The organism is Mesorhizobium sp. M4B.F.Ca.ET.058.02.1.1 (assembly GCF_003952505.1).
In the GTDB taxonomy this organism is placed as follows: domain Bacteria; phylum Pseudomonadota; class Alphaproteobacteria; order Rhizobiales; family Rhizobiaceae; genus Mesorhizobium.
Map to the genome: position 1 here is coordinate 3251942 of NZ_CP034450.1, position 22258 is coordinate 3274199.

22 protein-coding genes, 1 pseudogene and 1 riboswitch are annotated in these 22258 nt (G+C 64.0%); of the genes and pseudogenes, 8 read left to right on the top strand and 15 right to left on the bottom strand.

All coding sequences use genetic code 11. The features are described from left to right. Window positions 1-159: 159 nt before the first annotated feature. Both EJ073_RS16005 and EJ073_RS16010 read right to left on the bottom strand, forming a co-directional pair. A complete protein-coding gene (locus EJ073_RS16005) occupies window positions 160-933 on the bottom strand; it encodes an ABC transporter substrate-binding protein (RefSeq protein ID WP_126056587.1) in 774 nt (257 codons plus the stop codon). Between the two features lie 97 nt (window positions 934-1030). After that, window positions 1031-2125 (bottom strand): 2'-deoxycytidine 5'-triphosphate deaminase, encoded by a 1095-nt coding sequence (locus EJ073_RS16010; RefSeq protein WP_126056588.1) that lies wholly within the window; start codon window positions 2123-2125, stop codon window positions 1031-1033. A gap of 82 nt (window positions 2126-2207) precedes the next feature. Continuing rightward, a riboswitch (SAM riboswitch) is annotated at window positions 2208-2285 on the top strand. Window positions 2286-2343: 58 nt separating this feature from the next. On the opposite strand from EJ073_RS16010, the gene EJ073_RS16015 reads away from it, so the two are divergent. Next, window positions 2344-3531 (top strand): O-succinylhomoserine sulfhydrylase, encoded by a 1188-nt coding sequence (locus EJ073_RS16015; protein ID WP_126056589.1) that lies wholly within the window; start codon window positions 2344-2346, stop codon window positions 3529-3531. 22 nt (window positions 3532-3553) lie between these two features. Here EJ073_RS16015 and EJ073_RS16020 read toward each other — a convergent pair. After that, window positions 3554-4703: pseudogene (locus EJ073_RS16020) on the bottom strand (ceramide glucosyltransferase). A gap of 225 nt (window positions 4704-4928) precedes the next feature. On the opposite strand from EJ073_RS16020, the gene apaG reads away from it, so the two are divergent. Further along, window positions 4929-5321 (top strand): Co2+/Mg2+ efflux protein ApaG, encoded by a 393-nt coding sequence (gene apaG, locus EJ073_RS16025; protein WP_126056590.1) that lies wholly within the window; start codon window positions 4929-4931, stop codon window positions 5319-5321. A gap of 103 nt (window positions 5322-5424) precedes the next feature. Continuing rightward, a complete protein-coding gene (locus EJ073_RS16030; RefSeq protein WP_126056591.1) occupies window positions 5425-6084 on the top strand; it encodes an alpha/beta hydrolase in 660 nt (219 codons plus the stop codon). Between the two features lie 265 nt (window positions 6085-6349). Here EJ073_RS16030 and EJ073_RS16035 read toward each other — a convergent pair whose 3' ends face one another. From EJ073_RS16035 to EJ073_RS16045, 3 genes are all read right to left on the bottom strand, one after another. After that, window positions 6350-7381 (bottom strand): Hsp33 family molecular chaperone, encoded by a 1032-nt coding sequence (locus tag EJ073_RS16035; protein WP_126056592.1) that lies wholly within the window; start codon window positions 7379-7381, stop codon window positions 6350-6352. A gap of 78 nt (window positions 7382-7459) precedes the next feature. Then, window positions 7460-8371 (bottom strand): ornithine carbamoyltransferase, encoded by a 912-nt coding sequence (gene argF / locus EJ073_RS16040; protein ID WP_126056593.1) that lies wholly within the window; start codon window positions 8369-8371, stop codon window positions 7460-7462. Between the two features lie 17 nt (window positions 8372-8388). Further along, window positions 8389-9588: an aspartate aminotransferase family protein gene (locus EJ073_RS16045; RefSeq protein ID WP_126056594.1), complete on the bottom strand. Its 1200-nt coding sequence runs from the start codon at window positions 9586-9588 to the stop codon at window positions 8389-8391. Window positions 9589-9944: 356 nt separating this feature from the next. On the opposite strand from EJ073_RS16045, the gene EJ073_RS16050 reads away from it, so the two are divergent. After that, entirely contained in the window at window positions 9945-10463 is a 519-nt protein-coding gene (locus EJ073_RS16050; RefSeq protein WP_126056595.1) for a GcrA family cell cycle regulator, read from the top strand. Window positions 10464-10582: 119 nt separating this feature from the next. Here the strand turns inward: EJ073_RS16050 and EJ073_RS16055 are convergent, their stop codons facing one another. The 3 genes from EJ073_RS16055 to EJ073_RS16065 form a co-directional block, all read right to left on the bottom strand. Then, window positions 10583-11593 carry a magnesium and cobalt transport protein CorA gene (locus EJ073_RS16055; protein WP_126056596.1) on the bottom strand — a complete coding sequence of 337 codons (1011 nt, stop codon included), beginning with the start codon at window positions 11591-11593 and terminating at the stop codon, window positions 10583-10585. Window positions 11594-11684: 91 nt separating this feature from the next. After that, the gene (gene phoU / locus EJ073_RS16060) at window positions 11685-12410 is read right to left on the bottom strand and encodes a phosphate signaling complex protein PhoU (protein WP_126056597.1); all 726 of its coding nucleotides are present in this window, start codon (window positions 12408-12410) and stop codon (window positions 11685-11687) included. A 111-nt stretch (window positions 12411-12521) separates the two neighbouring features. Next, window positions 12522-13787: an ATP-binding protein gene (locus EJ073_RS16065; protein WP_126056598.1), complete on the bottom strand. Its 1266-nt coding sequence runs from the start codon at window positions 13785-13787 to the stop codon at window positions 12522-12524. 160 nt (window positions 13788-13947) lie between these two features. Here EJ073_RS16065 and ppk2 point away from each other — a divergent pair, with 160 nt between their 5' ends. Next, on the top strand, window positions 13948-14847 hold the full coding sequence (gene ppk2, locus EJ073_RS16070; protein ID WP_126056599.1) for a polyphosphate kinase 2: 900 nt from the start codon (window positions 13948-13950) through the stop codon (window positions 14845-14847). Between the two features lie 148 nt (window positions 14848-14995). On the opposite strand, the gene EJ073_RS16075 is transcribed toward ppk2, so the two are convergent. From EJ073_RS16075 to EJ073_RS16085, 3 genes are all read right to left on the bottom strand, one after another. After that, window positions 14996-15745, bottom strand: coding sequence for an enoyl-CoA hydratase-related protein (locus EJ073_RS16075; RefSeq protein WP_126056600.1), 750 nt, complete (start codon window positions 15743-15745; stop codon window positions 14996-14998). 12 nt (window positions 15746-15757) lie between these two features. Continuing rightward, a complete protein-coding gene (locus EJ073_RS16080) occupies window positions 15758-16396 on the bottom strand; it encodes an acyl-homoserine-lactone synthase (RefSeq protein WP_126056601.1) in 639 nt (212 codons plus the stop codon). Window positions 16397-16494: 98 nt separating this feature from the next. Next, window positions 16495-17109 carry a LuxR family transcriptional regulator gene (locus EJ073_RS16085; protein ID WP_245455735.1) on the bottom strand — a complete coding sequence of 205 codons (615 nt, stop codon included), beginning with the start codon at window positions 17107-17109 and terminating at the stop codon, window positions 16495-16497. Between EJ073_RS16085 and EJ073_RS32180 the strand changes: the two genes are divergently transcribed. After that, window positions 17056-17331 (top strand): hypothetical protein, encoded by a 276-nt coding sequence (locus EJ073_RS32180; protein WP_245455796.1) that lies wholly within the window; start codon window positions 17056-17058, stop codon window positions 17329-17331. The two genes, EJ073_RS16085 and EJ073_RS32180, sit on opposite strands and share 54 nt — an antisense overlap. Before the next feature lie 185 nt (window positions 17332-17516). Then, on the top strand, window positions 17517-18332 hold the full coding sequence (locus EJ073_RS16090; RefSeq protein ID WP_126059248.1) for a transporter substrate-binding domain-containing protein: 816 nt from the start codon (window positions 17517-17519) through the stop codon (window positions 18330-18332). Between the two features lie 152 nt (window positions 18333-18484). On the opposite strand, the gene EJ073_RS16095 is transcribed toward EJ073_RS16090, so the two are convergent. Further along, complete coding sequence (locus EJ073_RS16095; protein ID WP_126056603.1) at window positions 18485-18895, bottom strand: tellurite resistance TerB family protein; 411 nt, start codon at window positions 18893-18895, stop codon at window positions 18485-18487. Between the two features lie 156 nt (window positions 18896-19051). Between EJ073_RS16095 and EJ073_RS16100 the strand changes: the two genes are divergently transcribed. Then, window positions 19052-20701, top strand: coding sequence for a lysine--tRNA ligase (locus EJ073_RS16100; protein ID WP_126056604.1), 1650 nt, complete (start codon window positions 19052-19054; stop codon window positions 20699-20701). On the opposite strand, the gene EJ073_RS16105 is transcribed toward EJ073_RS16100, so the two are convergent. Then, complete coding sequence (locus tag EJ073_RS16105) at window positions 20664-21530, bottom strand: thermonuclease family protein (protein ID WP_348627208.1); 867 nt, start codon at window positions 21528-21530, stop codon at window positions 20664-20666. The two genes, EJ073_RS16100 and EJ073_RS16105, sit on opposite strands and share 38 nt — an antisense overlap. Continuing rightward, entirely contained in the window at window positions 21531-22175 is a 645-nt protein-coding gene (locus EJ073_RS16110) for a helix-turn-helix transcriptional regulator (protein WP_126056606.1), read from the bottom strand. Window positions 22176-22258 lie beyond the last annotated feature (83 nt).

Sequence of the window (22258 nt, forward strand, 5' to 3'; positions counted from 1 at the left end):
CTCCCCTTGTGGGAGAAGGTGGCCTCGCGAAGCGAGGTCGGATGAGGGGTGCTCCAGCTTGGCAAAGACGGGTGATCCGTCACCTACCCCTCATCCGTCTCGGCGCTGCGCACCGATCCACCTTCTCCCACAAGGGGAGAAGGCGGAGGGCGCACAACCTCAATAGATATCGAAGTCGAAATACTTCGCCTGGATCTTCTTGTAGGTGCCGTCGGCGACGATGGCGTCTATTGCCGCGTTGAGCTTGTCGCGAAGTGCAGTGTCGTCCAGGCGCACGGCGATGCCGGCTTCGGTCTCGGTGCCCTTGACGTCACCGACCAGCTTGCAGCAGCCGTCGCTCGCCTTCTTCAGCCAGTCCACCAGCACGAACTTGTCCGAAATGACGGCGTCGAGCCGGCCGTTCTGGAGATCGGTAATCGCCTCCTCCTGGGTCGGATAGAGCTTGGCCTCGGCGCCGGCCTTACCATAAACGTCCTGGGCGAAGTCGGCCTGAGTGGTCGAGGCCTGGGCGCCCACCGTCTTGCCGGCGAGCGCGGCCGGTTCGGTCGAGGTGAGTTCGCTGTCCTTCGGCGCGACCAGCGCAAGCGGCGTCGTATAGTATTTGTGGGTGAAGGCGACCTGCTTCTTGCGCTCCTCGGTGATGCTCATCGAAGCGATAATGGCGTCGAATTTCTTGGCCTGGAGGGCCGGAATGATGCCGTCCCAGTCCTGGGTGACGATCTCGCATTCGACCTTCATCTGCGCGCACAGCGCGTTGGCGATGTCGATGTCGAAGCCCTCGACCTTGCCGTCCGGCGTGATGGTGTTGAACGGCGGATAGGCGCCCTCGGTGCCGATCTTGATCTTTTCCGCGGCCTGCGCCGACAGGGCGCCGGCGCCGAGCGCCAGCATGGCGGCAGCGGCCGCCGACAGGATCCATCTCGAAATCCGCATTGTCTTCTTCCCCTTCATTTCCGTCACCTTGACGGGCTGGGCACAGCCAAGCATGCCGCGTGGGGCCGGGCAAGCGGAGTCTAACGATGACGATGGATCAGCGCGCGGCGCGGAAATGCTTGGAGAGCTTCAGGCCCTGCGCCTGGTAGTTCGAGCCGAGATCGGTGCCGTAAAGCGCCTGTGGCCGCTTCAGCATGTGTTCGTAAACCAGACGGCCGACGATCTGGCCGTGGTCGAGGATGAACGGCACCTCGTGGCTGCGCACTTCGAGCACCGCCCGGCTGCCGGTGCCGCCGGCCGCCGAATGGCCGAAGCCCGGATCGAAGAAGCCGGCATAGTGGACGCGGAATTCGCCGACCAGCGGATCGAAGGGCGTCATCTCGGCGGCGTAGAGCGGCGGCACATGCACCGCCTCGCGGCTGACCAGGATGTAGAATTCGTCTGGATCGAGCACCAATTCTCCGGCGCCGCTCTTGTAGAGCGGCTCCCAGAAATCGACGACGTCCTGCGCGGCCCGCTTGTCGACATCGACGAGGCCGGTATGGTGCTTGCCGCGATAGCCGACCAGCCCGTCCTTGTCGCCGTCGAGATCGATCGAGAGCGCGATGCCACCGCCGGAAATGTTGGGCGGCTCGGTGGCGACCAGCATCTCGCCATGGTGGAGCTCGCGCAACTCGCTCTCCGACAGCAGCGCATTGCCGGTGCGGAAACGGATTTGCGACAGCCGGGATCCGGCACGCACCACGATCGGGAAGGTGCGCGGGCTGACCTCGAGGTAGAGCGGCCCGGCATAGCCGGCAGCGATCTTGTCGAACTCGTGACCGCGGTCGGTCATCACCCGGGTGAAGATGTCGAGCCGCCCGGTCGAGCTTTTCGGATTGGCCGAGGCAGAGACATTCGCCGGCAATGCCAGGCTCTCCAGCAGCGGCACGATGTAGACGCAGCCCGTCTCCAGCACAGCGCCGTCAGCGAGATTGATCTCGTGCAGCTTCAGCCGGTCGAGCTTGTCGGCCACCAGATGATCGGGGCCGGGCAGGAAGGAGGCGCGCACGCGGAAAGCCTTGTCGCCCAGCCTGAGGTCGAGGCTGGCCGGCTGGACCTGGTCGGCATCGAGGGCGCGCGGCGACTTCAGCGCGCCGGACTGGAACAGCGCGGAAATGTCCTGATCGGGAAGAATGCCTGTCTGCCGCAAAGCTGGCTCCGCTCCAAGGCCGCTGGTACAAACCTCTTAATGAAGCCGGCAATTGACGCAAGCGCGGTGCGGGTCTAAAGGGTCGTTATCCCGTGGTGATTTGGCCGGTCGGCTTGCAGCCACGTTAAACAAGTCGCTAAAGGACCGTCGGGCCGCAAGGCCGTATGGACCGGTTGCGACTTTTCGCGGCCGGTTTTTTTGTATCTGGAAGTAGAGCGATGACCAAGAAGCGTGACTGGAAGCCTCAGACGGCACTCGTGCATGGCGGAACGCTGCGTTCCGGCTTCGGCGAGACAGCCGAGGCGATGTACCTCACCCAAGGCTATGTCTATGAGACGGCGCAGGCGGCGGAGGCCCGCTTCAAGGGCGAGGAACCAGGCTTCATCTATTCGCGCTACGCCAACCCGACGGTCGACATGTTCGAAAAACGCATGTGCGCGCTGGAAGGTGCGGAGGACGCGCGCGCGACCTCCTCCGGCATGGCCGCGGTGACGGCGGCACTACTGTGCAGCGCCAGGGCCGGCGACCATATCGTGGCGGCGCGCGCGCTGTTCGGCTCCTGCCGCTGGGTGGTCGAGACGCTGGCGCCGAAATACGGCATCGAGGCGACGCTGGTCGACGGCACCGACATCGCCAACTGGGAAAAGGCGGTGAAGCCCAACACCAAGCTGTTCTTCCTGGAAAGCCCGACCAACCCGACGCTGGAAGTGGTCGATATCGCCGCCGTCGCGGCACTCGCCAATTCGATCGGCGCCAGACTGATCGTCGACAATGTCTTCGCCACGCCCCTGCAGCAGAAGCCCTTGCAGCTCGGTGCCCATATTGTGGTCTATTCGGCGACCAAGCACATCGACGGCCAGGGGCGCTGCCTCGGTGGCGTCATCCTGTCGGACAAGAAGTGGATCGACGAGAACCTGCACGACTATTTCCGCCATACCGGCCCCAGCCTGTCGCCGTTCAACGCCTGGACGCTGCTGAAGGGCCTGGAGACGCTGCCGCTGCGGGTGCGCCAGCAGACCGAAAGCGCCGGCAAGATCGCCGACTTCCTCGCCGAACGGCCGGAGATCGCCCGCGTCATCTATCCGGGCCGGGCCGACCACCCGCAGGCCGAGATCGTCAGGAAGCAGATGTCGGGCGGCTCGACGCTGATCTGCCTCGACGTCAAGGGCGGCAAGCAGGCGGCCTTCGCCTTCCAGAACGCCCTCGACATCGTGCTGATCTCCAATAATCTCGGCGACGCCAAGAGCCTGATCACCCACCCGGCGACGACCACGCACAAGAACCTCAGCGACGAAGCGCGCGCCGAGCTCGGCATCGGCCCGGGCACGCTCCGGCTCTCGGTCGGCCTGGAGGACACGGACGACCTGCTCGCCGATGTCGAGCAGGCACTGAAGGCGGCGAAATAGGGGACCTGGGCGAAGGCCCCGGTCAGGCACTCGAGGGCGTCTCTTCCAGTTCGGCCACCTTGGTGCCGATGGTCATGGCGTTGCCGCGCCAGTCGACGGCGCCGCCCAGCCAACCGCGCGCCCATATCGCCGGCAGCATCGCGTCGCGCGCGATCATGGCGGCGACGATGCGCGGCGACAGGTACCAGCCCTTGGCCGAGGCGAGCGCGCATTCCGGCAGATAGGCGAGCGCCAGCACGCAAAGCGCCGTGGCCGGCAGGCTGATGCCCGCGTGAGCCGCCGCAAACAGCGCCAGCAGCAGCGGCAGCGCCGCGCCGGTCATGATCTCCGGCGCGAAGAACAGCGGGAAGGTGACGCGGCGCAGCCGCGCCCAGCGCGCCTGGCGCGACCAGATCTCGCCGAGCCGGCGCTCGCCCAGCGGCTGTTCGAAGGGCGAGGCAACGAGATGGACGCGAAGGCCGAGCCCGTTGACCAGCTTGGTCGCCGCGGCGTCCTCGGCGATCTCGGCGGCAAGCGCGCGGATGCCGCCATTGGCGTCGAGCATGGGCTTGTTCCACAGCATGCTCTTGCCCTGGGCAAAGCCGAGGCCAAGCGCCTCGCCGGCATATTGCCAGCGCGCCTGCAGCGTGTTGAGGAAGGCGCATTCGACCTCCGCCCAGAAGCCGTCCGGCCGCGAGCCGATCGGCGTCGAGCAGACGAGGCCACTGTCCGACCGCCAGGCTGCCATCAGATGCTGAATATAGTCGTGCCGCATCAGCACGTTGGAATCGGCGAGGATCACCCAGTGATGGCGCGCCGCCTCCCAGCCCTTGACGCAATTGTTGAGCTTCGGATTGGCGCTGACGCGGTCGTCGCCGACCAGCAGCCGGCACCTTGGGAAACCGGGCAATCGCCCGGTTTATCAGCTTGGCCACCGGATCGTCGGCATGGGCGACGCAGAAGATCAGTTCGTAACGCGGCCAGTCGAGCGTGAAAGCGCGCTGGAGCGTCTCCTCGGTGAACGGCTCGACGCCGCGCGCGGGAATGACGATCGAGACCGGCGCCGTCCTGCCGGCGGGCGGCGCCGCGCCGCGCGGGGGTTTCAGCCTCAAAGCCGCGAGCAGGATGCTGGTGAGATTGGCGAGGAGCAAGGCTATCGAAAGCAGGGCGGCGGCTATGGCGATCAGTTCCATCGAGGTCTGGTCACTCCGGAAAAGCCGGCTGGGAATGGCCGTCTTGAACAGGTCGACAGAGCGATGAGTCGCCCGGCACGGTCTGCGCACACCATCATTGTCGTGTGTCACTTAAATGACATTGTTTGCCGGCACGTGCGCATAAGGACGGAAGGGATGGGCATCACGCATCGTTGACCTGATCGCGGAGCGAGCCGAAAGTTCCCGAACTGTTTGGAGCAGCTCATGTATCGCGCCGTCACGCGCAAGATCGAAGTGCAGGTCAGGCCGTTCTATCTGGAGGATCGCTCCGATCCGTCGGAGAATCGCTATGTCTGGGGCTATCACGTGACCATCGACAACCAGTCGGACGAGTTCGTGCAGTTGCTGTCGCGCTATTGGCATATCACCGACGGCAGCGGCCGTGTCGAGGAGGTGCGCGGCGCCGGCGTCGTTGGCGACCAGCCCGAGCTCAATCCCGGCGACAGTTACCAGTACACCTCCGGCTGCCCGCTTTCGACGCCGTCGGGCATCATGGTCGGCCACTACACGATGCGCAACAAGCAGGGCGAGACGTTCGACGTCGCTATACCTGCTTTCTCGCTCGACCTGCCGGGCACGCGACGGACGGTGAACTAGTGGCCGCCTACCCCCTTGGCGCCGGCACACCGGCGTGCGAGCGTCAAAGCAACTTTGCTTCCCATTGATCAAGGGAGGCTGCCATGCGCCAGGCAGCGACTTGATGCACAAAATTGAAACAGGGCTGTTTCTGGGCCGGCTGCCGTTCGCCAGCGTTGGACAAGGACCGGAAAGGCTTCTCATCATCAACGGCGGTCAGGGGTTCATGATGAAACCCTGTCCATCCAGACTGGAAAAGGACGCCAGACAGCTCATCCATATCCTTCCACCCGGCACGAGCTTTGTGCTGATTGGCTACGATCCCGCTCCCAAAGCCGATCTATCGCTCGAGGGCATGGCCAGAGACATCGCGGAGATCATCGACGCTGACTTCAAGAAGCCAGCGAAGTTGATGGGTATTTCCTATGGCGGCGTTGTCGCAACGCAGGTGACCGCACGCTATCCAGACCTGGTAGGCAGGCTGGTCCTCGCTGGCGAGTGCGCATGGCTTTTCGGCCGATGGAAAAGAGCGGCTCAAGAGACAGATCCAATTCGCAAAAGCCGAACAATTTCACGCGCTTTTGGAGGAATTCACAACGGCGTTTCGGCGGCCGTGGCTGAACCTTCTTTTGCGTTTTCGACTGAGGTTCGAAGGACGCAGCCTGATTGCCCGGATGGGAGCGCCAAGGACGATTGGGCGCTATCTCGAGGCAATGCTCGACAACGATGTGGCCTACGAAGGCCTCCGCGATATCTCGGCGAGGACCTTGATCCTCGGCGGTGAAAGGGACCAGTTTTTCGGCGGGATGATGGAAGCCACCGCGAGTGCAATCAGCGGAGCGAAGCTCACACTGCTCGCGGGAGAAACCCATATGGCTCCAGTCGAACGAGCGTCAGAGGTCCGCAGGCACCTCGAAGAATTTATTAGAAGCTGAAATCGGTGCGGCGGCCAAGCGCAGTCAAAAAGGACGCCCGACAATGCAGGCTATGTATCCTCTCCCCCGGTGGGAGAGAGGATAGATTGCGGTGCGGCTTGTCAGAAGGCGAGCCTACTGCGCGGCGAACTCCGTCGGATCGAAGTCGTACTGCGTCGAGCAGAACTCGCAGGCGACGTGGATGCCGCCATCCTCGGTGCTGTCCTTGATCTCCTCGGCGGAGAAGCCCGCGAGGATGCCGCGGATCTTCTCGCGCGAGCACGAGCACTGGTCGGCAACCGGCACGCCGCCGAACACGCGTACGCCGTGCTCGTGAAACAGCCGGTAGAGCAGCCGCTCGGCGCCGACCGTCGGATCGATCAGCTCGGTCGGCTCGATGGTGCCGAGCAGCGCCAGCAACTCCTGCCAGGAGTTGTCGGCCGGATCATGCACCGCCTCGCGCGGATCGCCATCGCCGCCGGAAATGTCCGGCACGCGCATGCGTTCCGGCGCCTTCGGCAGGAATTGCGCCAGAAGACCGCCGGCGCGCCACTGCTCACGGGCGCCTCGGGGACCGGGCGTCACCAGCTTGGCCACCGACAGCCTGATGTCGGTGGGGATCTGCTCCGACTGGCGGAAATAGGTGCGCGCGGCCTCTTCCAGCGAGGAGCCGTCGAGCTGGACGATGCCCTGATAGCGCTGCGTGTGGACGCCTTGGTCGATGGTCAGCGCCAGCACGCCGTTGCCGAGCAGCGTCTGCTGCGAGACCTCGCCGGCGGCGGTCAGCACCTGCAGCCGATCGGCATCGAAGCGCGCATAGCCGCGCAGCGCATGCGGGGTGGAGAAATCCGCCACCAGCATATCGACCGGCCCGTCGGTTCGGGTCTGCAGGATGAACTTGCCTTCGAACTTGAGCGAAGTGCCGAGCAGCACCGTCAGCACGCAGGCTTCCGCCAGCAGGCGGGCGACCGGTTCCGGATAATCGTGGCGGGCAAGAATGGCGTCGAGCATCGGCCCGAGCTGCACGGTGCGGCCACGCACGTCGAGCGGGGCGACCTCGAACGGCACGACATGGTCGTCGCCGGCATAGCCGAATTCGCCGAGTTGCGGGTGATGTTTAGTCACTTGACGGGTTTCCAACATGACAAAGCTCCGGGGCGCGGCCATACCGCCCATCTGGGGGCATGCGTCCAAACGCGCTCGATTTGCGTGATGCGCCGCAGATAGGCATCACACCTCCGGAGATCAAGCTCCCAGACACCAGGCCAAAACCGCCTTCTGGGCGTGCAGCCGGTTCTCGGCCTCGTCGAACACCACCGAATGCGGTCCGTCGATGACCTCGTCGGTCACCTCCTCGCCGCGATGCGCCGGCAGGCAGTGCATGAACAGCGCGTCCGGCTTCGCCTTCGCCATCAGCGCCGCATTGACCTGGTAAGGCAGGAAAACGTTGTGGCCGCGCGCGCGATGCTCCTGGCCCATCGACACCCAGCAGTCGGTGACGATGCAGTCTGCCTGGTGGACAGCTTCCTCGGCCGAGCGGGTGAAATTCAGCTTGCCGCCATTGGCCTTCGACCAGTCGATGTGCTTCTCATCCGGCTCGCTGCCTTCCGGCACAGCGACGTTGAGGTTGAAACGAAACCGCGCCGAGGCCTCGAGCAGCGAATGCAGCACATTGTTGCCGTCGCCGGTCCAGGCGAAGGTCTTGCCGGCCACCGGACCGCGATGCTCCTCGAAGGTCATGATGTCGGCCATCAGCTGGCAGGGATGGGTGTCGTCGGTCAGCCCGTTGATAACCGGAACGGTGGCGTTCTCGGTCAGCTCCAGCAGCCGCTCATGCGAGGTGGTGCGGATCATGATAGCGTCGACATAGCGCGACAGCACCTTGGCCGTGTCGGCGATGGTCTCGGAACGGCCGAGCTGCATCTCGGTGCCGGTCAGCATGATGGTCTCGCCGCCAAGCTGGCGCATGCCGACGTCGAAGGACACGCGCGTGCGGGTCGAGGGCTTGTCGAAGATCATCGCCAGCACCTTGCCCTCGAGCGGCTTGGTGCGCTCGCCGGCCTTGAGCCTGGCCTTTCGCACCACCGCGTCGTCAAGCATGAAGCGCAGATCGCCTTCGGAAACGGCGGAGAGGTCGGTGAAATGGCGAACGGACATCGGCAATGGTTCCGGAATTACTTCGCGGCGGCCGCGGCGATGGCGTCCGCCAGGCCCCGGGCGCCGGCGCGGATGCGGTCGAGCGCCTCGCCGATCTCGGCGTCGGTGACGGTGAGCGGCGGCAGCAGGCGAATGACGTTGTCGCCGGCCAGGACCGCGAGCAGATGCTGGTCGCGCAGCGCCATGTTGACCTTGGTGTTGGGCATCACGCATTTGAGGCCGAGCATCAGGCCGGTTCCCCTGATACCTTCAAGGACCTCGGGAAACTCGTCGGCCACGCCGGCCAGTCCCTGCTTCAGGAGCAGTGCCTTGCGCTGGACATCCTCGAGGAAACCTTCCTCCAGCACCACGTCGAGCACGGCGTTGCCAACCGCCATCGCCAGCGGATTGCCGCCGAAGGTGGTGCCGTGCACGCCGGCGGTCATGCCGACCGCAGCCTCGTCGGTGGCGAGGCACGCACCCAGCGGGAAGCCGGCGCCGATGCCCTTGGCAATCGCCATCAGATCCGGGGTGACGGCGGACCATTCATGCGCAAACAGCTTGCCGGTGCGGCCAATGCCGCACTGGACCTCGTCGAAGATCAGAAGCAGGCCATGCTGGTCGCAAAGCTGCCGCAACCGCTTCAGCGACTGCGTCGGCACCGGGCGGATGCCGCCCTCGCCCTGGACCGGCTCGATCAAGATGGCGGCCGTCTCCGGCGTGATCGCCTTCTCAGCCGCGTCGATGTCGTCGAAACCGACCTGGTCGAAGCCTTCGACCTTTGGGCCGAAGCCTTCCAGATATTTATACTGGCCGCCGGCGGCGATCGTCGCCAGCGTGCGGCCGTGGAAGGCGCCTTCGAAGGTGACGATGCGGAAACGCTCGGGATGTCCCTTGACGAAATGGTAGCGCCGCGCCGTCTTGATGGCACATTCCAGCGCCTCGGCGCCCGAATTGGTGAAGAACACCTTGTCGGCAAAGGTCGCCTCGACGAGCCGTTCGCCGAGCCGGCGCTGCTCCGGAATCTCGTAGAGGTTGGAGACATGCCAGAGCTTCGCCGCCTGCTCGGTGAGCGCTGCAACCAGATGCGGATGGCTGTGGCCAAGTGAATTGACGGCGATGCCGCCGGCGAAATCGAGATATCGCTCGCCCTTGTCGGTGACCAGCCAGGTCCCCTCCCCGTGGTCGAAGGCCAGGGGTGCGCGAGCAAAGGTCTCGTAAAGCGCCGAACCGCTCATTATATGCGTCTCCGGAACCGGAAAATCAAAAAAGCCGCCAAAGCGGCGGCCTTTGCGGCTTATCGTGTTTTTCGGCCATGAAGTCAACGAAAACGTCGCGCATAGGCGCGCGGCATGCCCCTGACGAGACGCCGGTTCATAAGCGGCCGGCAAGTTGGGGAAAACCGGAAAAACCGATTCGTGTTGCCCCGGGGACTCTTGTCACCGAGTCAGCGCATGAGGTATTTGTAGTTGAGAAATAACTAGATTTCGTGCGGCGGACCTAATCACCCGATATATGTGGTGTTGTCTGCCCGGCGGGAGCCGGGACGGGAAGGGATTCCGATCGCCGCACGCCTCAGCAGGAGCGCGGTCTCATGAACTGGACTGACGAGCGGGTAGAACTTCTCAGGAAACTGTGGTCGGAAGGGCTGAGCGCCAGCCAGATTGCGGCACAGCTGGGAGGCGTCAGCCGCAACGCGGTCATCGGCAAGGTGCATCGCCTGAAGCTGTCGGGCCGCGGCCGCGCGACGGCCAGCCCGGCTCGCCAGAAGAAAACCGTGCAGGGATCGTCCATCCAGAAATCGGTATCGCGCGCCGCGACCGCCACGCGCCATGTCACCACCTCGATCGGCGCGACCGCGCTCCAGGCTCAGTTCGACGCCGAGCCTGTGGCGCGCCACTATATCCGCCCGGTGGAAAACGTCGTCGTACCGATCTCGCGGCATCTGCAGCTGGTCGAGCTGACCGAGCGCACCTGCAAATGGCCGAATGGCGACCCGCTGTCGGAAGACTTCAACTTCTGCGGCAACGACGCCGCCGAGACCGGCCCGTACTGCAAATACCACTCTCGCGTCGCGTTCCAGCCGGCGGCGGAGCGGCGCAGAAGCCGCTGAGCAATAGCGAATAGCGAATAGCGAATAGCGAATAGGAACGGCTTGGCTTCTTGTGACAGGGAGCAAGCCATTTTTGGTGTTCTCTATTCGCTACTTTCTATTCGCTGTTCGCTCTCCCTTCACAGCCATCCATTCTTCCTGAACCGCCAGTACAGGAACGAGCAGATCAGCGCGATCGCAACCAGCACGGTCGGGTAGCCATACTCCATGTGCAGTTCCGGCATGTCGTTGAAATTCATGCCGTAGATGCCGGCGAAGGCCGTCGGCACCGCCAGGATGGCGGCCCAGGAGGCGAGTTTTTTCGAGATCGCGGTTTCCTGACTCTGGCCGACCAGAAGACTGGCTTCGAACGCGAAAGCCAGCACCTCGCGCAGGCTGTCGATCTTTTCCTGGACCGTGCGGATATGGTCGGTCACGTCGCGGAACAGCGGGTGCATCGAAGCATTGATCTGCGGCAGGTCGGCGCTGGTCAGCCGGCGGCAGACCTCGACCAGCGGCAGAGCCGCGTTGCGCAGCCGCAGGAGATCGCGGCGCAGCATATAGAGCCGCTCGATGTCGGAGCCGGTCATCGGCCTGAGCAGGACCTTGTCCTCGATCGCCTCGACCTCGTCCTCGATCTGCTCCAGAACCGGCATGTAGTTGTCGACGATGAAGTCGAGAATGGCATAGAGGACGAAGTCCTCGCCCTTGGCGAGCGAATGCGGGCAGGTTTCCCAATGCTGACGGACCGCGGCATAGGATGTCGACGGTCCATGCCTGACGCTGACGATGTAGCCGGCGCCGACGAACAAATGCGTCTCGCCGAAGGTGACGCGGCCGTCGATCAGCTGGGCGGTGCGCGCGACGATGAACAGGGCATCGCCATATTGCTCGATCTTCGGCCGCTGGTGCGGATGCTCGGCATCCTCGATCGCCAGATCGTGCAGATGGAATTGCGCCTGTACGCGCAGCAAAAGATTGCGGTCCGGCTCCAGAAGTCCGATCCAGACGACATGGTCAGGCTTCTTGGCCCAGTCACCGGCCTCCTCGATCGGAATGTCGGCGATGCGGCGGCCGGCCGTATAGACGCTTGACGCGATGATGCCGGACGTCGGCGGCGGGGCCGGAGTGAGGTTCCGAACGTTTTCCATAACAAACTCCTGAGGCACGGCCACTGATCAGGATTCAGGAACGTTCGCGGGAGCTTAGCCTAAATTAGCACGGCGTTCGAGAGGCCATCGTTCACTTCACCGGCAGCGTGCCGGGAACAGCGATCTTGTCCGTCTTGTCACCCTTCGGCCGCTCGGCCGGCATCTGGTCGCCGGTGACGATGTAGTAGATGGTCTCGGCGATGTTGGTGGCGTGGTCACCGATGCGCTCGATGTTCTTGGCGCAGAACAAAAGATGCGTGCAGGGCGTGATGTTGCGCGGATCTTCCATCATGTAGGTCAAAAGCTCGCGAAACAGCGAGGTATACATGGCGTCGATCTGGTCGTCGCGATCGCGCACGAAGCCGATCTTTTCCACCGAGCGCGAGGCGTAGACGTCGAGCACTTCCTTCAGCTGCGTCAGCGCCAGGTCGGCCAGGGCCTCGAGGCCCCGGTACAGGCTGGTCGGCTGGCGTCCGTCGATGACGGCCGCCACCCGCTTGGCGACGTTCTTGCCGAGGTCGCCGACGCGCTCGATGTCGGCGGAGATGCGGATCGCGCCGACGATCTCGCGCAGGTCCGTCGCCATTGGCTGGCGTCTGGCGATGATGACGATCGCCTTGTCGTCGATCTCGCGCTGCCCTTCGTCGAGGGCCTGATCGTCCCGGATGACCTTCTGGGCGAGGCCGGGATCGGCATTGACCAAGGCGGTGATCGCCTGCTCGACCATGCGCTCGGCATGGCCGCCCATCGCAGCGATGCGCTTCGACAGGTATTTCAGCTCTTCGTCATAGGCACTGATGATATGCACGGACTGCATGAACGAATGCCTTCCCGGGGTCTTTTTGACCGAGTCGCTTCCTCAATCTCCCGCTGATACGCCAGCCGGATGACAGAAAGAAGAAACAGCCAGTTAGCAAATAGTACTGACTCAGCGCGCTGGCAAATGGACCGAGAACGCCGCGCCTTTGCCGACTTCCGACTTGATCGACAGCCTGGCATTGTGGCGCGTCAGTATGTGCTTGACGATCGACAGGCCAAGGCCGGTGCCCTTCTGGGTGCGGCTGCTTTCGACGTCGACGCGGTAGAAGCGCTCGGTGATGCGCGGAATGTGTTCTTCGGGGATGCCCGGGCCGTAGTCCCTGATGGTGACGTCGATGCCCGGCTCGGGGCCGGTCCCGTCGCGGGCGATCGACACCGTGACACGCCCGCCCGACTGGCCGTACTTGCAGGCGTTTTCCAGGAGGTTCTCGAAGACCTGGAAAAGCTCGTCACGGTCGCCCGGCACGTCTAGCGGCCCGTCGACGAAGTCGCGCTCGATGACGACGCTGTTCTCACGCGCAAGAGGCGCCAGCGAGTCGATGACGCTGTCGATGGTCTGGCGAAGATCGACCTCGGTTCCCGGCTTCAGGTAGGGCTTCATCTCCAGCCGCGACAGCGACAGGAGATCGTCGATCAGGCGGGCCATGCGGCCGGTCTGGTTCTGCATGATCTGCAGGAACTGGTCGCGCGCCGCCGGATCGCCGCGGGCCGGCCCGCGCAGCGTCTCGATGAAGCCCGAGATCGAGGCAAGCGGCGTGCGCAACTCATGGCTGGCATTGGCGATGAAATCGGCGCGCATCCTGTCGATCCGGCGCGCCTCGCTCTGGTCCTTGAACACCAGCACATAGAGGTCGGTGGCATGGCCGACAGAGGATGCGCTGACACGATAGGCCCGTTCGACCGGCAGCTTCTCGGTGTAGTCGACCATGTCGGATGCGACGGTCCCCGACAGGACGCTGTCCAGCAAGGCCTGCATTTCGGGGGCGCGGAATTTCAGCGACAGCGACATGCCCGGCGCAAGGCCGCCAAAGGCGGCGAAAGCGGCGGCGTTGGCGTGGACGATGGTGGCGGTGCGGTCGAAGATGATCAGCGGATCGGCGACAGCGGCCGCAAGGTATTCGCCAGAAAGCCGCTGCAAGCCGCCTGCTTCCATTGCCGCTGCGTCCTCAGTTGACCGGCGCGGGGCGCCCGACGGCAACAGCGCCGCCGCCACCAGCAGGGCAATCGCCGCCACGAGCACATAGGCCGAAATGCCGGCAAGGCCATAGACGGCGAAAACCGCGACGATGCCGGCGGCAAGCAGCCAGCGACTCCCCCACAGCCGGACGGCCACCGGTTGCGCCGTGCCCTTCTGCTCCGCGTTCAGCTCAGCCATTCGCGCGCTCGCGCCCCATGCCTCTTCCCCGTCGCCGGTCGCGAAAACTTCCGCTGGACCGGCCTGGAGTGCTACAGCGTCATTTGCGCATCCAAACCGGGGCGCGGCGCCGTTGAGGCTCCCAATAGCATGAGTCCGCAAGCTGGAAAGGTTCGTCTCGATGAAAAAAGCCAAGGCAAGTCCCGCCCCGGCACCGGGTCCGCTGAAAATCACGGTCGACGGCAAGGAGCGGGAGTTCGACATCGAGAATCCGGTGCTTCCCGACTGGATCGAGGACAACAAGCTGACCGCCGGCGGCTATCCCTACGACAAGAAGATGAAGAGCGAGGAATATGACGCGACGCTCGAGCAGCTGCAGATCGAGCTGGTCAAGGCGCAGGCCTGGCTGCAGGCGACCGGCAAGCGGGTGATGGCGCTGTTCGAGGGCCGTGACGCCGCCGGCAAGGGCGGCACGATCTTCGTGCTGCGCCAGTACATGAACCCGCGCACCGCGCGCAATGTGGCGCTGACAAAGCCGACGCCGACCGAGCTCGGACAGTGGTATTACCAGCGCTATGTCGCCCATTTCCCGACATCGGGTGAATTCGTGACCTTCGACCGTTCTTGGTACAACCGCGGCGGGGTCGAGCCGGTGATGGGCTTCTGCACGCCCGAGCAGCACGAGAAATTCCTCGGCGAGACGCCGCATTTCGAGCGGATGATCTGCAACGAAGGCATCCACTTCTTCAAATTCTGGCTGAACATCGGCCGTGAAACCCAGCTCGAACGTTTCCACGACCGCCGCTGGAGCCCGCTGAAGAACTGGAAGTTCTCGCCGATCGACGTCGCAGGCATCAACAAATGGGACGACTACACGAAGGCGCGCGACCTCATGGTCGAACGCACGCACAAGGAGTTCGCGCCCTGGATCGTCGTGCGGGCCAACGACAAGCGACGGGCGCGGCTGGCTGTGATCAGGCGCATCCTGTCGTCGCTGCCCTATGACGGGCGCGACCTCGAAATCGTCGGCAAGGAAGACAAGAAGATCATCGGCGAAGGGCCATCATTCCTGGAGAAGTAGGTCCCATTTCGCCGACGATACGGGGCTGGCGGTCCTAGAGCCGGATGATTTCAGGTCGAATCGACCTGAAATCTGAATCCGGCTCTAAATCAAAGAGATAGAGCATGATGTCGTCCGAAAACCGCGTCACACTTTTCGGCATCATGCTCTAGGCCGCCAGCCGGGCGATGCGCTGCAGCCGCTTCAGGGTGGTGTCGTCCTGCAGCGCCTGCTGGAACAGCGATATCTCCTGGTCGATGCGGTCGCAGAGCGCGTTGGTGTCGCCCTTGAGCAGGCCGCGCGTCTGCAGGAGGGCTGCGACCGGCTTCTTGGCAAGCTGCCTTGCCCTGAGAAGGGCCGCGTCCTCGGCGCTGCCGTCGGCGACGATCTCGCCGACCAGCCCGAGCGCCTTGGCATCCTCGGCATGAAGGGTGTCGCCCAGGCAGAAGAAGCGGAAGGCGCCGGCATAGCCGAGCTTCTGCGGCGCCAGGATGCTGGTTGCCGCGTCCGGCACCAGGCCGAAATCGACAAACGGCACCCGGAACGTGCTTGCGCTCGAGGCGATGACCATGTCGCAGTGGAACAGGATGGTGCAGCCGACACCGACGGCATCGCCGTCGACGCAGGCGAGCACCGGTTTCGGAAAGGTGGCCAGCGTGCGGAACATGTCGGTGACGGCAGCGATCAGCTCTCGATGCTTGGTGGCGTCGAGGAACTCGGAGAAATCGCCGCCAAGGCAGAAGCAGCCTGCCAGGCCGCGCAGCACGACGACGCGCACGTCATCGTTGACGGCGGCTTCGTGGAAGGTCCTGGCCAGGCTGGCATAGGCGCGCCTGTCCAGGACCGGCCGGCCATCATGCGAGGAAACGGTGACGACCAGCGTGTGGCCGCGTAATTCTGGTTGCGGGTGGATACTCATAACAAACTCCAATCACGATGCCTGCCGCAGGCCGAGCCTGTCGGGATAGCCCCTTGCCAGCACAGGGGCGAAATGATTGCGGCGCGCGCGCACCACGTCCAATGTGTGTTCGGTGAAGGTGAGCAGCGTGGCCACGACTTGTTGATTGCCGTAGGTACGCTGGTAGCCAAGCGGGGTCGCCAGGAAATGCAGTTGCAGCGCGCGCAGGACCCACATCGGCTCAAACTCGATGATGACCTGGTTGACGTTGCGCTTGAGTCCCCATTCGACGAAGCCGGCGATCAGCTCGGTGCCGACCGTCGACACGCCGCGCTTGCCATCACGGAAGCCCGGCGCCACGGCATAGCGCGTCAGCTCCCAGATGCGAGGCCCCGAGGGCGGCGTGCCTTCATAGAGATCCTGCAGCACCTCGGTCAGGAGATGGGCCCGGGTCGTCGGCAACATCCGCTGATAGCCGGCAAGCTCGCCGTTGCGGATGACGAGCTGGTGCACCGCCTCGTCATGGTCGAACTGGTCGATCTCGAGGCCGTCGGGGCGTTCGAGATCGGTCCAGCCCATCTCCTCGACGAAGATCTTGTAGCGCAACCGGTGGACGGCTTCCCAAAGGTCGGGGCGCTCCATCAATTCCTGGGTTGTTAGGGAAAAAAGCATTAGCCGTCTCCTGTGTCCAAAAAGGAAGATACGGCCGGGCATTCCCGAAAAAATTACGCGATCGCGTAGGCAAGAATTTCTAGGCCGGCACGGCCGACCTAGCTAATATAGCCGCGCCTAATCGCTTCCGCGACGGCTTGCACCCTGTTGACGGCACCGAGTTTGCTTTTGGCGTTAAGAAGGTGTTTCTCGGAAGTGTGTTCCGAGATGCCTAGAATTTGAGATATTTCCCATTCGGACTTGCCGACGGCGGCCCATTGCAGGCATTCGCGTTCGCGCGGAGTCAATTCAATATGATCGATGGTCTTGGCGGCCATGGTGTGAATTTGCATGGCGCGGCCGATCGCATAGGTCGCCACCAGCGACACGATTCCGAACTCCGACTCGGACAATTCAACGGCCTCGCCGCCCAGCGACACCATGACGATCTGGCCGTCGAGCGTGATCAGCGGAAAAGCCAGGCCGTCGCGCAGCTTGAATTCCCTGGCGTCGCCCATCACCTCGCCGCTGCTCTTGTCGATGCGGATGCCTTCCGAAGCCTCCCGCCACTGGAACGGCGCCTGAAGCTGCTTCATGTGACTGACGACGGGATCGTGATCGACGTAGTTGCGCGCCACATAGCGCTCCAGCCACTCGCCCGGCCAGTCGCAGAGCAGGACGTGGTCTTTCTGCTGGCCGCGCGGCGTGCCCGGATGCGGAACCGTTCCAGCCATCAACGCCGTCAGGCCGAAGTTCGACGTGACGCCAAGCAGCCTTTCACAAACCGCGGCCGCCGTGTTGGCGTGCTGCAGCTGATCGATGTATTCCAGTGTGCGATCAAAATGACCCATCGCAACATCTACCCCATGTTGCCTTCCGCATCAGAGATCGATGGTAGATGCCTGACCCGCGCTTCGCCATCAACCCCGGATTGCAAAGCTGCGCCGCTTTCGTGACCGGCTGATTGCCCCCTTTCAGCCGGCACCGCGGAGCTATTTGCAAACTCCCTAAACCATACGCTTAAATTCACAGGTTGAAATCAAAAACCATTGTGCCGGCGTGATTTTCGTACGAAAAGCCCAAAGACATGACTGGGCGGAGTCTTCTTGTGACATTGCGGCGGATAGTTATCGCCCTGTCGATGCTGGTGGCGGCGCAGTCTTTTGCCGGCATGACATTTGCCGCCGAGCCGCAGGTGCCGGTGCTCTGGGACGCCAAGGAGCGGCTGCCGAAGCCGGACCTCTCGGCGCTGCCGCGCCTCAGATTCCTCACCACCACCGATTTCCCGCCGTTCAACTTCCTGGATGGCGGCGGCAGGCTGTCCGGTTTCCATGTCGACCTGGCACGGGCGATCTGCGCCGAGCTCGGCATCGCCGAGAAGTGCCAGATCCAGGCGCTGCCCTGGGGCGAGCTCGACGAGGCGCTGCAGAAGGGCGAAGGCGAGGCGATCATCGCCGGCATCGCCGCGACAGCTGAAACGCGGTCCAAATACGCCTTCTCGCGATCGTACCTGCAGTTTCCGGCGCGCTTCATCATGCCGAAGGCGAAGGCCTTTACCGAACCGATCCTCGACAAGCTACGCAGCAAGCGCGTCGGCGTCGTTGCCGGCTCGGCGCATGAAAAGATGCTGCGCGACTATTTCGGCACCGTCCAGGTCGTCCCCTTCGACACGCCGGAAACGCTCTACGGGGACCTCAAGGCCGGCAAGATCGATGCCGCCTTCGGCGACGGCATGCGCTTTGCCTTTTGGCTAGGCGGCACCGACGCGGCCGGCTGCTGCCGCTTCGCCGGCGGGCCGTACCTGGCGCCCGAATATCTGGGCTCGGGCATGGCGATCGCCACGAGGGCCGGCGATCCGGCGCTGGCGGCGGCCATGGACTATGCACTGCAGGAGATTTCGGTGAAGGGCACCTTCGCCGAATTCTATCTGCGCTATTTTCCGGTCAGCTTCTTCTGAGGACTGCAGCACGGCCAGGGTTTGCTGAGATTCAGGTCAGGACGAGCCGAAGTGGTGGGTTCCGAGAATCGGAGCGGACTAAAAGTACGTGAGCACCGGAAGCGCAGGAAACCGCCATTTGCAGGCCGGCCTCACCTGAATATCAACAAAGCCTAGGTGAGTGTGCGCAGGCGCGCCTTGGCCGCGCGGGCGATGGCCGCGACAGTCAGCGTGTCGAGATCGAGCTTGAGGCGGATGAGCTGCAGCACTCGCACCTCCTCCATGCGCATTTCGAGATCAACGGCGGCGACCTCGAAAGCGGCGGCATAGGCGGTGTCGCGCAGCCGCTCCGGCAGCGCCCCTGCAACGAGTTCGAGCACGCCTTCCAGCCCGTCCTCGTCGTGCAAAGCCTTCTGGCAGGCCTGGGCAACCGCCACCAGCCTGTCCTGGTTGAAATCCACAAACACCGGCCATGAACGGACGACGTCGCCGATGCGTGCAAGCTCGACATCGGTCATGTCGCGGTCGGAAGCCGAAGTGATGACCATGAGGTAGATCAGGGCTTCGTGTGGCGTCAAAGGCATTCAAAACTCCATGATGATAGGCCCGAAGGTAGGGTCGCCACGTGGGCGCCGCAAGGAAAACCACCGCAAATCGTTGACGCTCCGGCTAGTGACGCCTAGAGACCGGTTGAAAACCTACTTGCCGCGAAGGCCGGCACATGACGTGGAAGCAGTGATATGACGGGATCAAACACCATCGATCTCAATCCCGAGATGCTGGCGGCGGCTGCCGAAAGCAAGGCCTGGCCGTTCGAGGAAGCCAAAAAGATCATCGCGCGCTACAAGGACGCCGACTTTCCCGAGACGGTGCTGTTCGAAACCGGCTACGGCCCGTCCGGCCTGCCGCATATCGGCACGTTCGGCGAGGTGGCGCGCACGACCATGGTGCGGCATGCCTTCCGGGTGCTGACCGAAGACAAGGTCAAGACCAAGCTGCTCTGCTTCTCCGACGACATGGACGGCATGCGCAAGATCCCCGACAACGTGCCGGATCGCGACGCGCTGGGGCCATACCTGCACATGCCGCTTACGTCGGTGCCCAACCCGTTCGGGGGCGACTATGCCAGCTTCGCCGACCACAACAACGCAATGCTGTGCCGCTTCCTCGACACGTTCGGCTTCGACTACGAGTTCGCCAGCGCGACGCAGTACTACAAGTCAGGCCGCTTCGACGAGGTGCTGCTGCGCGCCGCCGAGCGCTATGACGAGATCATGGCGGTGATGCTGCCGACGCTGGGCGAAGAGCGCCAGGCGACCTATAGCCCGTTCCTGCCGATCTCGCCGAAGAGCGGCCGCGTGCTCTATGTGCCGATGAAGCATGTCGACGCAAAAGCCGGCACCGTCACCTTCGATGACGAAGGCACCGAGACCACGCTCTCGATCAGGGGCGGCAAGGTCAAGCTGCAGTGGAAGCCGGATTTCGGCATGCGCTGGGCCGCGCTCGGCGTCGATTTCGAGATGTTCGGCAAGGATCACCAGACCAATGCGGTGATCTACGACCGCATCTGCAACATCCTCGGCGGACGCGCGCCGGAGCATTTCGTCTACGAGTTGTTCCTCGACGAGAACGGCCAGAAGATCTCGAAGTCGAAGGGCAACGGACTGACCATCGACGAATGGCTGACTTATGCTCCGACCGAGAGCCTCGGGCTATACATGTACCAGCGGCCGCGGCAGGCCAAGAAGCTCTATTTCGACGTCATCCCGAAGGCAGTCGACGAATATTACAGCTTCCTCGGCGCCTACTCCCGGCAGGACTGGAAGGAGCGGCTCGGTAATCCGGTCTGGCACATGCATGACGGCAACCCGCCGGCCATCGACCTGCCGGTGCCGTTCGCGCTGCTGCTCAACCTGGTCAGCGCCTCGAACGCGCATGACAAGGCAGTGCTGTGGGGCTTCATCTCTCGACACGCGCCGGGCGTGACGCCGGCGACGCATCCTGAGCTTGATCGGTTGACGGGCTACGCGATCCGCTACTTCGACGATTTCGTGAAACCGACCAAGGTTTTCCGCGCCGCCGACGAGGTAGAGCGCGATGCACTGGCGAAGCTTTCCGACGCGCTCGGCGCGCTGCCGCAGGGCGCCGACGGCGAGGCGATCCAGAACGCGGCGCTCAACGTGGCGCGCCGGATCGAGCGCTATCAGGATCATTCCAAGCAGAGTCCCGAAGGCGGGCCGGGTGTTTCCGTCGCCTTCTTCCAGATGATCTACCAGGTGCTGATCGGGCAGGAGCGCGGACCGCGTTTCGGCTCCTTCGCCGCGCTCTACGGCATCGCCGAGACGCGGGCGCTCATTGAGCGGGCGCTGGCTGGTCAGCTAGCGGCGTAAGGACGCCATCTTCCGCCGGCAAGATCGAATCTGGCGCGGCGGGCGCGGGAGCCGTCGCTTCCGGCAGCGACGGCAGGCCGCCAAGGTTCGGGGCGTGCCCGAAAATGCCTTTCTTCTCCGAGCGTGCCTTGTCGCCGGCCTCGACAAAGGGGCCACCCGTGGCGGCGCGCGCCCAGCCGCTCTCGACCAGCCACTGGCCAATATCCTGATTACCGACACGGCATTCGGCGGAGATGAGGTCGCGGCCGCCGCCTTCCGGCGGCACGATGCAGGCTATCGCCCGGCCGCGCAGGAAGGCGCGGAATGCCGTCCTGGCGCGCGCGCCGCAGGCCCAGGATTTGCCGTCGACGCTGCAGGTCTCGTCCTGCCTCACGATGTCGACGCCGGAAATCGCGACCGAATAGCCCTTCGCCTCGATCAGCCCGGCGGCGGCGGCCACCGGCTGGAACAGCTTGGTCCCGTTCCAGTCGCCGGGCATTTTCCACCTGGGCGGCTTGGGCGGGCCTGCCAGCGCCAGGTCGCTCAGCGGCGCGCGCGGCTCGACACGCTCAAGCTCCCCGGAAGGGAGTTGAGGTGGCGCCACGACCTCGGGATCGATCGTCCTGGAATGGGCGGGAGGTTTCACCGGCTGCGGTGGCGGAAGGGCTGCCGTGGCCGGCGCTTCGGGCGGCATGTCGGCGCCCTGCTCGGCGGTGGTTTCGGCCACCGGATCAATGCGGTCCAGCGTGACGATGCTTTCACCGCCGTTCAGCGCGCGGCCTCCGGTGACGACGAGCGACGCCATCGCTGGTACAGCCGCAACAGCCACGGCAAGACGGAGCAGCCGCACTTACTGGCTTGCCCAGACGATACGCGCCACCCATTCGATGTCGCGCATCGGGATGTCCCGATCAGGATGATCAGGATTGAGGGAGACCAGCACGATCGACTTCACGGTCTGGCGAGCCAGCACCTTGGCCATCACCTCACCGGCAACGGTCTTGACGACGACGCGGTCGCCCTTGCGGGTGGCAGCGCCCGGCTCGACGATCAGCACGTCGCCGTTGCGGTAGAGCGGCAGCATGGAATCGCCCTGCACCTGCAGCGCATAGGAGCTTGCTGTCGCCCTGGCCGGCAATTCAACCAGATCCCAGCCCTGCCCCGCCGGATAGCCGGCATCGTCGAAGAAACCTCCGGCGCCGGCCTGGGCAAAGCCGAGCAGCGGCACGGCTGACCTGCGTGCCTGCGACGCCGGGATCGAGCCATCACCTTCCACCAGCCCGGTGAACTCCTCCAGCGAGGCGCCGGTGGCCTCGATGATCTTGGCCAGCGATTCGGTCGACGGCCAGCGTGGCCGCCCGTCCGAGGACAGGCGCTTCGACTTGTTGAAGGCGGTGGAGTCGAGACCGGCGCGCCTTGCCAGACCTGACGCCGACAGCGAATAACGCTCGGCGAGTGCGTCGATGGCGGCCCAGACACGGTCGTGCGAGAGCAATCGAGCTCTCCTTCAAAACAGGAAAAAATGCCTCTTCCTGTCTACCGCGCAACCGCCCCAATGTCCACCGAGGAAGTGCGCGG